We start from the raw sequence: 11,650 nt of genomic DNA, 5'->3' as shown, positions 1-11,650 counted from the left end.
CTCCCGGCCGGGCCGGAGGGTTACTCTTCCGTCTCCCGGTGGCTTGCGCTGCGGCCGAAGACGGGCCGGGCAGCGGGGGCCAGCAGGCGGCTGCGTTCGGGCGCCTTCACCCGGCCGGCCGAGGCATAGATCTGTTTCGACGCCTCCACCACGATCACCCCGGCGAAGGCCTTGAACCAGCGCGCGCCGATCTCCTCCCAGGCGCCGGCGCCGGCCAGCAGGAAGCGCGACCGCGCCGGCGGCATGAAGAGGGCGCAGCTCTCCTTCTCCGGTACGAACAGGTTGGCCCGCAGCGTCTTCTTGAGCTGCGAGGAGGAGTAGGGGGAGCCGTTGCCGAACGGCGTGCGGTCGGACCGGGCCCAGATGCTGCGGCGGTTCGGCACGATGGCGATCAGCCGCCCGCCACCCGCTAGCACGCGCCAGACCTCGCGCAGCATCGGGCGCAGATGCTCGGTGTATTCCAGCCCGTGGATCAACAGCACCCGGTCCACCGACATGTCCGGCAGGGGCAGTTCCGCCTCATCCGTCAGTGTCACCAGCCCCGGCCCTTCCGACGGCCAGAAGACGACACCCTGGCTGGCCGGCATCATGGCCATGACCCGCTCCGCCTCGTCCCGGAACGGCCGCAGATAGGGCGTGGCGTAGCCGATGCCCAGCACCCGCTGTCCCGTCACGTCCGGCCACAGCTCGCGGATGCGGCGGCGGATCAGCCGCCGCACCACCTGGCCCAGGCTGCCTTCGTAGAATTCGCGCAGATCGACGACGTCGCTGTACATGGCCGCACGCTAGCACGAACGGGTCCCGGCCGGGGAGTGTAAGCGGTCCCGCAACGGACTACCTTTTCCCAGGACGGCCCCTGCGGGGCCCGCAGCCGCTACGGAAGACCGCATGACCGCCTCCGCCGCCCCCTCCTGCCCGACCGTTGCGACCACGCCGCTGGACCCGGCCAAGTTCCGCGATCCCGCCGTGACCGCCCGGGGGGAGCGGCGCGCCTCGGTGACGCTGACGGCGTTGCGCACCCTCTGGCTCAACACCGGGACGCTCTGCAACCTCACCTGCACCAACTGCTACATCGAGTCGAACCCGCGCAACGACGCGCTGGTCTATCTGACCCGCGCCGAGGCGAAGGCGTACCTGGAGGAGATCGCCACGGCCGGCTGGCCGACGCGGGAGATCGGGCTGACCGGCGGCGAGCCCTTCATGAACCGAGACGTCCCCGGCATCCTGGCGGACATTCTGGAGGGGGGCTTCCGCGCCCTGGTCCTGACCAACGCCATGCGGCCGATGCAGCGGCACCGGGCAGCACTCCTGCGCCTGCGCGAGCGGTACGGGGCGCGACTGTCGCTGCGGGTCTCCCTCGATCATTACGGCCGGGACGTGCATGAGGCGGAGCGGGGGCCGGGCGCCTGGGAACCGGCGTTGCGCGGGCTGCTCTGGCTGGCGGCCAACGGTTTCGACATCTCCGTCGCCGGGCGCGGCCTTTCGGGCGAAGGGGAGGACCGGCTCCGCGCCGGCTATGCCCGGCTGTTCGCGGAACAGGGACTCGGCATAGACGCCGCCGATCCTGCCCGTCTCGTCCTCTTCCCGGAGATGGACGCCCGCCGCGACGTGCCGGAGATCACGGAAGCCTGCTGGGGCATCCTGGGCAAGAGCCCGGACCAGATGATGTGCGCCGGCAGCCGCATGGTCGTGAAGCGCAAGGGGGCGGAGCGCCCGACGGTCGTCGCCTGCACCCTGCTGCCCCACGATCCGCGCTTCGACCTCGGCCCGACGCTGGCAGGCGCACACGGGCCGGTGGTGCTGAACCATCCCCATTGCGCCAGGTTCTGCGTGCTGGGCGGGGCATCATGCAGTACCGGCTGAGGTAACGCGCGCGGGTTGCACATCTGCAATCTGTGGCATGCAGGTCATACCGTCATCAAATCGTCATTCGCAGGACATATTGGACTCGTCCGCCACGCGGCTTCGGTTACGCTTCTCCTGCACCTGCCCGCTCGGGTCACGACCATAACAACGGAACAGAGGAGGAAGCGCATGAGGTCTCTCCCAGGGCTCTTGGCGACGACAGCGGCCGCGCTCGTGCTGGCGGCGCAGCCGGCAGTGGCGCAGGGCCAGCCGAGTCAGGCACAGATCGACGCCCTCAACCGGCAGATCCAGGCTCTTCAGAGCCAGCTCGAAACCCTGCGGGAGTCCGTCGAGAAGCAGATCCAGGCGGTGGACAAGCGGACCGCCGACATGCCGACCGTGACGGTGAATGCCGGACGGCCGCGCATCGTCTCCGCCGACAAGGCGTTCGACGTCGCGCTGCGCACGCGCTTCCATATCGACTACGGCAACTGGTTCCCCGACTCCGGCATCGCCACGGACCTGCCGGACGGCTTCAATGTCCGCCGCGCCTTCCTCGGCGTCGCCGGCACCGTCTACCGGGACTGGGCGTTCGAGTTCACGCTCGACGCTTCCGGCAGCCGCGGCAGCAGCACCCGGCTCCAGGCGGCGAACATCGCCTATACCGGCATTCCGGGCTGGCGGTTCGAGATCGGCCTGATGCAACCGCCCTTCACCCTGGACGACGCCACGGGCTCCAACGACATCCCGTTCATCGAACGGTCGGCCATCACCAACACGATCACCAACATCGTGGCCAGCGAAAGCCGCGCCGCGGTCGGTGTCCGCAAGACCGGCTCCAACTACATGGTGGCGGCCTATCTGACGGGCGATCAGGCCGCGATCAGCCCGGTCGGCGGGGACGACCAGCTCGCGGCCATCGGCCGGGGCGCCTTCCTGGTCCACAGTGCGCAGAACCAGGAGGTGGCGATCGGCGCCTCCGCCGGTACGGTGATCACGCCGCGCCAGGGCACCGGCCCGGGGGCGGCCCGGCCCTACCTCTTCGCCGATCGTCCGGAGAACCGGATCGGCGGCGGTACCCTGCTGGTCAGTGGCGGCACGCTGGATCTGGAGGACTACACGGTCTGGGGCGGCGACATCGGCGCCAGCTTCAACAATTTCTGGGCCGCGGCCGAGTACTATGCCCAGGATGTCGAGACGCGGGACAGCCCCGCCACCGTGGCGGACGAAGGGGCCGATCTGAGCTTCGAGGGCTACTACGTCTCGCTGGGCTACATCCTCACGGGTGAGCACCGGAAGTACAACATCGGCACGGGCGGTTGGTCCGGCGTCGTGCCTTCGGCACCGTTCAACTCCCAGGGCGGCATCGGCGCCTGGGAGCTGGGGGTCCGCTATTCCGTCAACGATCTCCAGGACCCCGATTACGTCACGCCGCTGGAAGGCAAGCAGACGGTCTGGACCTTCGGCGTCAACTGGTACGTCAACGCGGCCATCCGCTTCATGCTGAACTACCAGATGATCGACATCGAACGGCCGGCGCCCCTCGTGGATGCCGACGCCGATGCCATCATCGGGCGTTTGCAGTTCCAGTTCTGAGCCTCGGTTCCGACTGCCCCTTTTCGTCAGCAACCTCGGCCCCGCACCCTCCTGGTGCGGGGCCGCTTTCTGCCCGCAGCCGGTGGCCCGCAGCCGGTGGCCCGCAGCCGGTGGCCCGCAGCCGGTGGCCCGCAGCAGACGGGCCTACAGCAGACGTCCTTGCCCCATCCCCATGCGGGCGGGAGCCTCGGCCTCCAGCCGCCCGGCCAGCCGTCCGGCGATCCGGGCCAGATCGCCCACGAAGCGTTCGTAGGCGGCCCGCTGCGTCTCCCGGTCCTCGATCCGCAACAATGATGACGGATGCACCGTCGCCGTGATCCAGCCCGCCAGCGGCGTGCGCAGGAACTGGCCGCGCTCCTCCGTCACCTTGAAGGTCCGGCCGATCAGGGCCTGTGCCGCCGTGGCGCCCAGGCAGATGATGCCTTCCGGCGCGATGGCGGCGATCTCGTTCTCCAGCCAGGGCAGGCAGGCCAGGATCTCCAGCCGGCCGGGCTTCTCGTGCAGGCGGCGGCGGCCCCGCTGCACCCATTTGAAGTGCTTCACGGCGTTGGTCACGTAGACGCCGCGGCGGTCGATCCCCGCGGCGTTCAGCGCAAGGTCCAGGAGCTGTCCCGCCGGCCCGACGAAGGGGCGCCCCTGGGCATCCTCCCGGTCGCCCGGCTGTTCCCCGACCAGCACCAGCCGCGCCCGCTCCGGCCCCTCCCCGAACACGGTCCGGGTGCCGGTCTCGTGCAGCGGGCAGGCGGTACAGCCCGCCGCGGCCTCCCGCAGAGCAGGGATGGTGCGCGCCGGCGGCAGGAAGCGGGCGGCGGAATCGGGTGGGGCGCGTGACGGCATGGTCGCTTCTCCCTGACGGTTCCCGGCCCGGTTACGGGCCCTTTCCGGCTCAATTGCGCGAATCCGGGAAAGTTCCCGTTCCGCGCGTCCCAGTGCCGGACCTTGCAGTGCCGAAAGGCGCCACCGGCTGTTGGGGCGGCAGGATCGGCCGAAGGCGTATGGACCACGCGGGGGCCGGAACCGGAGAGGGAGAGGGGAATGCGTGCAGCGCAGCGGGACGGTGGTCTGGACGGCGCCACGGTGGTGATCGCGGGGGCGTCCAGCGGCATCGGGCGCGCCACGGCGCGGGCCTTCGCCGCCCAGGGCGCCCGCCTCGTACTCGCGGCCCGCCGGCGCGACATGCTGGAGGATGCGGCCGCCGAATGCCGTCGGGCGGGCGGTGACGCCATTGCCGTTCCGGCGGATGTCACCAGCCCGTCCGACATGCGCCACCTGCTGGATGCGGCCATCGACCGGTACGGCGGGGTCGATGTCTGGATCAACAACGCCGGCGTCGGGGCCGTCGGCTGGTTCGAGGACGTGCCGCTGGAGGCGCACCACCGCACCATCGAGACGAACCTGCTGGGGCCGCTGAACGGGGCGCATGCGGTGCTGCCGCATTTCATCGACCGTGGCCGCGGCGTGCTCATCAACACCAGTTCCATCGGTGCCTGGGTCTATCCGCCGGGGGCGGTCGCCTATGCCGCCGCCAAGGCGGGGCTGCACGGTCTGACCGAGGCGCTGCGCCACGAGATGCGGCGGCATTCCGGCGTGCATGTCTGCGCCATCTACCCGTCCTTCGTGGACACGCCGGGCCTTAAGCATGCCGGGAACTACACAGGGCGCACCCTGGACCCCCGGGGGCCGATGCAGTCGCCCGAGCGGATCGCCCGGCTGATGGTGGATCTGGCGGCGCATCCGCGGCCCCGGGTGCCGGTCGGGCTGCCGACCCTGCTGGGCCGCGTCGCCTATGCCCTGGCGCCGGACCTCGTGGGCCGCGCCATGCTGGCGGGGGTGGAGATGGCGCTCGCCCGGGCGACGCCGGGGCGGAACGGCTCGGGCAACCTGTTCGGTCCGCCGGAGGACCGGATGGCGGTGCGCGGCGGCGGGCAGTCGCTGCTGCCGCTGGCGGTCGGCCTGGGGGCGGCGGGTCTGCTGGCGGCCGGGGCGCTGGCCGCCGGCCGGCGCGCGGCCTGACGCCGGATCCGACCGGAAAGCGACCGGTCCGGGCAAGGGAAGGGGCCGCGACGTCGCCGCCGCGGCCCCTTGCTTGCGTCAACGGGCTGGCGTGTCAGTCGGCGAAGGTGCCAGCGCGCTGGATGACCGGCCGCCAGCGCTCGATCTCCTCCTTCAGGAAGGCGGCATGGACGTCCGGCGTGGCACGGTTCTGGGCCACGGGCTCGGTGCCCAGTTCGGCGAAGCGGGTCTTCACCAGATCGCTCTGGAGCGCCTTCTGCAAGGCTGCGGACAGCTTCTGCACCACCGCGTCGGGCGTGCCCTTGGGCGCGTAGATGCCGTGCCAGACGGCGACCTCGACCTCCGGCAGGCCCGCCTCGGCCGTGGTCGGCAGGTCGGGCAGGGAGGCGACGCGGGTCGGCGTCGTCACCGCATAGGCCTTGATCGCGCCGCCCTTGATCTGGCCGGTGGTGTTGGTGGTCTGGTCGCACAGGATGTCCACCTGGCCGCCGACCAGATCGTTGATGGCCGGGCCCGTGCCCTTGTAGGGCACGGTGTTCAGGGGCGTGCCCAGCGCCTCCTGGAACAGCATTCCGCACAGGTGCGACGCGGCGCCGACGCCGGCATGGGCCATGTTGATCTTGTCGGCATTGGCCTTCACATGGCCGACCAGCCCCTTCAGATCGTCGGCCGGGAAGTCCTTGCGGGCGACGATGGTCATCGGCACGTCGGTGACCAGCCCCACGGGGCTGAAGTCGGTCAGGGCATCGAAGGGCAGCTTGCGGTACAGCGTGGCCGAGGTGGCCATGCCGATATGGTGCAGCAGCAGGGTGTAACCGTCGGGATCGGCCTTCGCCACCCGCGCGGCGCCGATGGTGCCGCCGGCGCCGCCGACATTCTCGATGACGACCTGCTGACCCAGCGCACCGCTCATCTCCTGCGCGACCAGCCGGGCGACCGTGTCCGTCGGGCCGCCGGCGGAGAAGGGCACGACCATGGTGATCGGGCGGGTCGGATAGTCCTGGGCCGATACCGGCCCGGCCAGCACGCCCGCGGCCAGGACAGTGGCCGCGGCGGCGGCGATCACGGATGTAAGACGCATGGCTTCCCCCTTGTGGTCTGTCTGGTTGGTTGCACGCGACTCATTCCCTGAAGGCCTCGTCGCGCTTGCGGCGCAGCGAGGGCATCAGCACGACCAGCAGCAGCCCGACCGCCATCAGGAGCAGGGCGAGGCTCAGCGGCCGCTCCACGAAGATCATCGGATCGCCCCGGGCGATCAGGAAGGACCGCCGCAGATTCTCCTCCATCAGCGGTCCCAGCACGAAGGCCAGCAGCAGCGGCGCCGGCTCGAAGCCCAGCTTCGCCAGCCCGTAGCCGGCGAAGCCGAACACCGACAGCATCAGCACGTCCACATAGGAGCCGTTCACCGTGTAGACGCCGACGCAGCAGAACAGCAGGATCGCGGGATAGAGCAGCCGGTAGGGCATCCGCAGCAGCCGGACCCAGACGCCGACCAGCGGCAGGTTGATGACGACCAGCATGGCGTTGCCGATCCACATGCTGGCGATCATGCCCCAGAACAGGCGGGGATTCTCGGTCATCACCTGCGGGCCGGGGATGATGCCCTGGATCGTCATGGCACCGACCATCATCGCCATCACCGCGTTGGGCGGGATGCCCAGGGTCAGCAGCGGGATGAAGCTGGTCTGGGCGCCGGCGTTGTTGGCGCTCTCCGGCCCGGCCACGCCCTCGATGGCGCCGCGGCCGAAGCGGCTGGGGTCGCGGGCGAGCTTCTTCTCCAGCGTGTAGCTGGCATAGGGCGCCAGCACCGCGCCGTTGCCCGGCAGGATGCCCAGGATCGAGCCGATGCCGGTGCCCCGCAGCACGGCGGGGATGGACTGGCGGATGTCGGCCCAGGTCGGCATCAGCCCCTTGATGGGCTTGTCCAGCACGCCGCGCTGTTCGGGGTTCTCCAGGTTGCGCAGAATCTCCGCCACGCCGAACAGGCCGACGGCCAGGGTGGTGAAGTTGATACCCTCGGCGAACTGCGCGATGCCGAAGGTCAGCCGCGGCGTCCCCGTCTCGATGTCCGATCCGATCGACCCCAGAAGCAGGCCCACCAGGATCATCGCCACCGCCTTCACGAAGGAACTGCTGGCCAGCACGGTGGCGCCGATCAGGCCGAACAGCATCAGCGCGAAATACTCCGGCGGGCCGAAGGCCTGCGCCGCCTGCGCCAGCAGCGGCCCGATCAGGGCCACCAGCAGCGTCGCCACGGTGCCGGCGAAGAAGGACCCCAGGGCCGCGATCGCCAGCGCCGGGCCGGCGCGGCCCTGGCGCGCCATCTGGTGCCCGTCCAGCGTCGTCACCACGGCCGAGGTCTCGCCCGGCATGTTGACCAGGATCGCCGTGGTGGAGCCGCCGTACTGCGCCCCGTAATAGATGCCCGCCAGCATGATCAGCGCGCCCAGCGGGTCCAGGCTGAAGGTGATCGGCAGCAGGATGGCGATGGTGGCGATGGGGCCCAGGCCCGGCAGCACGCCGATCAGCGTGCCGACCAGAGCCCCCACGAAGCAGAGGCCCAGATTCGTCGGCGAGAAGGCGGCACCGAAGCCCAGGGCCAGATTGGCGAAGATGTCCATCAGAAACGCGGCCAGATCGAGAGCGGGAGCCCGAGCAGAATCGGGAACAGGATGACGGCGAAGAGGATGAGGCCCGCCCCGAAGATCAGCGTACCGCGCCAGCGGAAGTCGGGCGCCGCGACGGAGGCGACCAGCAGCAGCACCACGCTCGCCAGGACCAGCCCGGCCGGCCGGATCAGAAGGCTGAACAGGATGATGGCCAGCAGCACCGGCAGCAGCCGCCGCCAGCGGAACGGCGCGATCCCGTCACCGCGGACCCGCAGTCCGCGCAGCGCGATACCGCCCCCGAACAGGGCGATCAGCCCCGACAGCACGGTGGGAAAGTAGCCAGGCCCCATGCGGGAGGTCCGGCCCATGTCCAGATCCGCGGCCTGCCAGGCCGCAATGGCGGCCAGCACGACCAGAACCAGCCCGCCCGCCACGTCCTGCGGACTGCGGATGCGCAACGCTCTCACGGCACGGAACTCCCGGCGGCGGTCGCATGGCTGCCTGCCATCGCGTCATCTGCCAGGACGTTGCCCGTCCCGGTGCCCGGCACGGCATTGTCGGTATGCAGGCACGACGGCCGGCCCTGCCTGGCGGCGGAGCTGTTACCCATCCGGATTCCCCCGTTGCCCCCGTGTCGCCGCGTCTGGTCGGCAGCGATCACGCTATCGACCATAGCTTGTACATACTCGCCCGTGACCTTGCAATCAGCCACCCGCAGCGGGCATCGTGGCCTTCGGCACAGTCGGGTTGCGAATGAAAGTTTCCGTCAGGCGCATGACAGGGCAAGCAAATTGCCACTTCGCGCCCGCGTCCGTCTATGGCATGAAGTCAGCCGTTTCCGTCACGCCAGAGGCCGTCATGGAGAAGTTCACCGTTCTCACCGGGGTCGCCGCCCCCTTGCGCATCATGAACGTCGATACGGACATGATCATCCCCGCGCGCTATCTGAAGACGATCAAGCGCACGGGGCTCGGGACCGGCCTCTTCTCCTCCCTGCGGTTCGACGACAGCGGGGCCGAGCGGCCGGACTTCGTGCTGAACCAGCGTGCCTACCGCAACGCCACCATCCTGATCGCCGGCGACAATTTCGGCTGCGGTTCCAGCCGCGAGCATGCGCCCTGGGCGCTGCTGGACTACGGCATCCGTTGCGTGATCGCGCCCAGTTTCGCGGACATCTTCTTCAACAACTGCTTCAAGAACGGCATCCTGCCCATCGCCCTGCCCGAGCCGGTGGTGGAGAAGCTGATGGCCGCGGCGGACAACGGCGCCAACGCCACCTTCACCGTGGACCTTGAGGCGCAGCGGATCGCCACGCCGGACGGTGAGAGCATTCCCTTCGAGGTGGAGCCGTTCCGGCGCGAATGCCTGTTGAACGGCTGGGACGACATCGGGCTGACGCTGCGACAGTCCGACCGGATCGATGCCTATGAGGCGCGGCAACGCACCGAGCAGCCCTGGGCGCTCGGCTGAGGGGCCTGCCCCTTTCCAGGCACCGGCCGAGCGGCTAAGAAGAGACAACAAGAACACACCGGAGTAATCACCATGGCTGGCACCCGTTCCCTGCTTCTGCTTCCCGGCGACGGCATCGGCCCGGAGGTGATGCGCCAGGTCCGGCGCTACATCGACTGGATGGCCCGCAAGCGCGGCATCGAGTTCACCGTGGAGGAGGGGCTGGTCGGCGGCGCTGCCATCGACGCCCAGGGGGTGCCCCTGACGGACGCCACGCTGGAGAAGGCGAAGGCAGCGGACGCCGTGCTGTTCGGTGCCGTCGGCGGGCCGAAGTGGGACGGGCTCGGCTTCGACATGCGCCCGGAGGCCGGCCTGCTGCGCCTGCGCAAGGAGCTTGACCTGTTCGCCAACCTGCGCCCGGCCAAGGTGTTCGACGCCCTGGTGGACGCCTCCAGCCTGAAGCCGGACATCGTGCGCGGGCTGGACGTGATGATCGTGCGCGAGTTGACGGGCGGCATCTATTTCGGGGAGCCGCGCGGCATCGAGGACCTCGGCAACGGCCAGCGCCGCGGTGTGAACACCCAGGTCTACACGACGGCGGAGATCCACCGCGTCGCCCGCATCGCCTTCGAGCTGGCGCGCAAGCGCGGCAACAAGGTCTGCTCGGTCGAGAAGGGCAACGTCATGGAGTCCGGCCTGCTCTGGCGGCAGGAGGTGACGGCCCTGCACCGCGCCGAATACGGCGACGTGGAGCTGAGCCACATGCTGGCCGATGCCTGCTCCATGCAGCTCGTCCGCAATCCGGGTCAGTTCGACGTGATCGTCACCGACAACCTGTTCGGCGACATGCTCTCGGACGAGGCGGCGATGCTGACCGGCTCCATCGGCATGCTGCCCAGCGCCTCGCTCGGCGCGCCGGACGCGGACGGCAAGCGCCGCGCACTGTACGAGCCGGTGCACGGCTCCGCCCCGGACATCGCCGGGCGCGACATGGCGAACCCCATCGCCATGCTGCTGTCGCTGGGCATGGCGCTGCGCTGGTCGTTCGATCTGCACACCGAGGCCGACATGCTGGAACAGGCCGTGCAGAACGTGCTGCGCACGGGCATGCGCACCTCCGACATCATGCAGCCGGGGATGGCGCGCTGCTCCACCTCGGTGATGGCGGACACCATCCTGCGCGAACTGGACAAGCTTGCCGCCTGATCCGGGCGCGGAGACCGGGGGCCGCACGGACGGTCCCCGCCGGCCCCGTCCCCTGGTCCGTCCGGCCCGCCCGGAGGATGCGGAGGTGGCGGCGGCCATGATCGCCGCGCTGAGCAGCGAGGAGGGGATGCCCCCGCCCGCCCTGACTCCGGCCCTGTTCCGGCGTCAGGGATTCGGCCCTGCACGCCTGTTCGAGTCTCTGCTGGCCGAACTGGACGGACGCCCGGTAGGCATTGCCCTGCTGACCCGCGGCTATGACAGCCAGTCGGCCCGCGCCGGCCTCGTCGTCGAAGACCTCTATGTGGAACCGTCGTCCCGCCGGCGCGGGGTGGCGCGGGCGCTGGTCGCCGCCGCGGCGCGTCTGGCGCGGGCGGGTGGCGGCGCCTGGGTCGCCTGGCATGTCCGGCGGCAGAACCTGCGCGCCCAGCTCTTCTACCGCTCCCTCGGCGCCGCGGCGGAGACGGTGGACATCATGGGCCTCTCGGGCGAAGCCCTCGACATCCTCGCGCGGGAGTGACTGCAACGCGCAACCTGTGGTATGCTTCCGCTTTCTGGAGGGAACGCCATGACCCTGACATGCCGGTTCGAGCCGACGGTGAAGGCCCGCGCCGATCGGGACCCCGATTTCCGTCGGGCGCTGGTGGCCGAGGCCGTCAATGCCTTCGTGGAGGGGGACATCGCCACGATGAAGACCCTCCTGCGTGACTACATCAACGCGACGGACGGGTTCGAGGCCGTGGCCGGGACCCTCGGGAAATCGGCCAAGAGCCTGATGCGCTCCCTGGGGCCCAGGGGCAATCCCCAGATCGACACGCTTGCCCCGCTCATGGCCTATGCGGCGCGACGTGAGCGCATCGGCGGCTTCACCGTGGTCGCTGCCGAGTAGCCGTCATCAAGCAGCCGCCAGCCCGCCGGCGTGACCGGCGGGGCTG

At 70.1% G+C, this 11,650-nt stretch carries 12 protein-coding genes; 7 read left to right on the top strand and 5 right to left on the bottom strand.

From position 1 onward, the window contains the following. Positions 1-20: 20 nt before the first annotated feature. Positions 21-776 (bottom strand): class I SAM-dependent methyltransferase, encoded by a 756-nt coding sequence (locus ACFQPS_RS13830; RefSeq protein WP_377359806.1) that lies wholly within the window; start codon positions 774-776, stop codon positions 21-23. A gap of 112 nt (positions 777-888) precedes the next feature. Here ACFQPS_RS13830 and ACFQPS_RS13825 point away from each other — a divergent pair, with 112 nt between their 5' ends. Together ACFQPS_RS13825 and ACFQPS_RS13820 are read left to right on the top strand one after the other, a co-directional pair. Continuing rightward, complete coding sequence (locus ACFQPS_RS13825) at positions 889-1,863, top strand: radical SAM protein (protein WP_377359805.1); 975 nt, start codon at positions 889-891, stop codon at positions 1,861-1,863. 171 nt (positions 1,864-2,034) lie between these two features. Then, entirely contained in the window at positions 2,035-3,441 is a 1,407-nt protein-coding gene (locus tag ACFQPS_RS13820; RefSeq protein WP_377359804.1) for a porin, read from the top strand. Between the two features lie 144 nt (positions 3,442-3,585). Here the strand turns inward: ACFQPS_RS13820 and ACFQPS_RS13815 are convergent, their stop codons facing one another. After that, positions 3,586-4,332 carry a UdgX family uracil-DNA binding protein gene (locus tag ACFQPS_RS13815; RefSeq protein WP_377359848.1) on the bottom strand — a complete coding sequence of 249 codons (747 nt, stop codon included), beginning with the start codon at positions 4,330-4,332 and terminating at the stop codon, positions 3,586-3,588. Positions 4,333-4,476: 144 nt separating this feature from the next. On the opposite strand from ACFQPS_RS13815, the gene ACFQPS_RS13810 reads away from it, so the two are divergent. Further along, the gene (locus tag ACFQPS_RS13810) at positions 4,477-5,454 is read left to right on the top strand and encodes an SDR family oxidoreductase (protein WP_377359803.1); all 978 of its coding nucleotides are present in this window, start codon (positions 4,477-4,479) and stop codon (positions 5,452-5,454) included. Between the two features lie 94 nt (positions 5,455-5,548). On the opposite strand, the gene ACFQPS_RS13805 is transcribed toward ACFQPS_RS13810, so the two are convergent. Genes ACFQPS_RS13805 through ACFQPS_RS13795 form a run of 3 tightly spaced genes read right to left on the bottom strand, consistent with a single transcriptional unit; the run spans position 5,549 to position 8,530 of the window. After that, positions 5,549-6,535, bottom strand: coding sequence for a tripartite tricarboxylate transporter substrate binding protein BugD (locus ACFQPS_RS13805; RefSeq protein ID WP_377359802.1), 987 nt, complete (start codon positions 6,533-6,535; stop codon positions 5,549-5,551). Between the two features lie 40 nt (positions 6,536-6,575). Continuing rightward, on the bottom strand, positions 6,576-8,075 hold the full coding sequence (locus ACFQPS_RS13800; RefSeq protein WP_377359801.1) for a tripartite tricarboxylate transporter permease: 1,500 nt from the start codon (positions 8,073-8,075) through the stop codon (positions 6,576-6,578). Continuing rightward, on the bottom strand, positions 8,075-8,530 hold the full coding sequence (locus ACFQPS_RS13795) for a tripartite tricarboxylate transporter TctB family protein (protein WP_377359800.1): 456 nt from the start codon (positions 8,528-8,530) through the stop codon (positions 8,075-8,077). The genes ACFQPS_RS13800 and ACFQPS_RS13795 overlap by 1 nt, the downstream gene beginning before the upstream one ends. Positions 8,531-8,921: 391 nt before the next feature. Here ACFQPS_RS13795 and leuD point away from each other — a divergent pair, with 391 nt between their 5' ends. The 4 genes from leuD (at position 8,922) to ACFQPS_RS13775 (ending at position 11,604) form a co-directional block, all read left to right on the top strand. Next, on the top strand, positions 8,922-9,533 hold the full coding sequence (leuD, locus tag ACFQPS_RS13790) for a 3-isopropylmalate dehydratase small subunit (RefSeq protein WP_377359847.1): 612 nt from the start codon (positions 8,922-8,924) through the stop codon (positions 9,531-9,533). 72 nt (positions 9,534-9,605) lie between these two features. After that, on the top strand, positions 9,606-10,718 hold the full coding sequence (leuB, locus tag ACFQPS_RS13785) for a 3-isopropylmalate dehydrogenase (protein WP_377359799.1): 1,113 nt from the start codon (positions 9,606-9,608) through the stop codon (positions 10,716-10,718). Between the two features lie 97 nt (positions 10,719-10,815). Further along, on the top strand, positions 10,816-11,235 hold the full coding sequence (locus ACFQPS_RS13780) for a GNAT family N-acetyltransferase (protein WP_377359798.1): 420 nt from the start codon (positions 10,816-10,818) through the stop codon (positions 11,233-11,235). Between the two features lie 48 nt (positions 11,236-11,283). Further along, positions 11,284-11,604, top strand: coding sequence for a helix-turn-helix domain-containing transcriptional regulator (locus ACFQPS_RS13775; RefSeq protein WP_377359797.1), 321 nt, complete (start codon positions 11,284-11,286; stop codon positions 11,602-11,604). Positions 11,605-11,650: the final 46 nt, after the last annotated feature.

The organism is Rhodocista pekingensis (assembly GCF_042665545.1).
In the GTDB taxonomy this organism is placed as follows: domain Bacteria; phylum Pseudomonadota; class Alphaproteobacteria; order Azospirillales; family Azospirillaceae; genus Rhodocista; species Rhodocista pekingensis.
The sequence above is the reverse complement of the archived record's forward strand: the minus strand, read 5'-3'. Positions and strand labels throughout refer to the sequence as shown.

Bases quoted from the DNA above. Each gene is read 5' to 3' on its own strand.
- ACFQPS_RS13830 (WP_377359806.1), bottom strand. From the start codon at position 776: ATGTACAGCGACGTCGTCGATCTGCGCGAATTCTACGAAGGCAGCCTG.
- ACFQPS_RS13825 (WP_377359805.1), top strand. From the start codon at position 889: ATGACCGCCTCCGCCGCCCCCTCCTGCCCGACCGTTGCGACCACGCCG.
- ACFQPS_RS13820 (WP_377359804.1), top strand. From the start codon at position 2,035: ATGAGGTCTCTCCCAGGGCTCTTGGCGACGACAGCGGCCGCGCTCGTG.
- ACFQPS_RS13810 (WP_377359803.1), top strand. From the start codon at position 4,477: ATGCGTGCAGCGCAGCGGGACGGTGGTCTGGACGGCGCCACGGTGGTG.
- ACFQPS_RS13805 (WP_377359802.1), bottom strand. From the start codon at position 6,535: ATGCGTCTTACATCCGTGATCGCCGCCGCCGCGGCCACTGTCCTGGCC.
- ACFQPS_RS13800 (WP_377359801.1), bottom strand. From the start codon at position 8,075: ATGGACATCTTCGCCAATCTGGCCCTGGGCTTCGGTGCCGCCTTCTCG.
- leuD (WP_377359847.1), top strand. From the start codon at position 8,922: ATGGAGAAGTTCACCGTTCTCACCGGGGTCGCCGCCCCCTTGCGCATC.
- leuB (WP_377359799.1), top strand. From the start codon at position 9,606: ATGGCTGGCACCCGTTCCCTGCTTCTGCTTCCCGGCGACGGCATCGGC.
- ACFQPS_RS13780 (WP_377359798.1), top strand. From the start codon at position 10,816: ATGATCGCCGCGCTGAGCAGCGAGGAGGGGATGCCCCCGCCCGCCCTG.
- ACFQPS_RS13775 (WP_377359797.1), top strand. From the start codon at position 11,284: ATGACCCTGACATGCCGGTTCGAGCCGACGGTGAAGGCCCGCGCCGAT.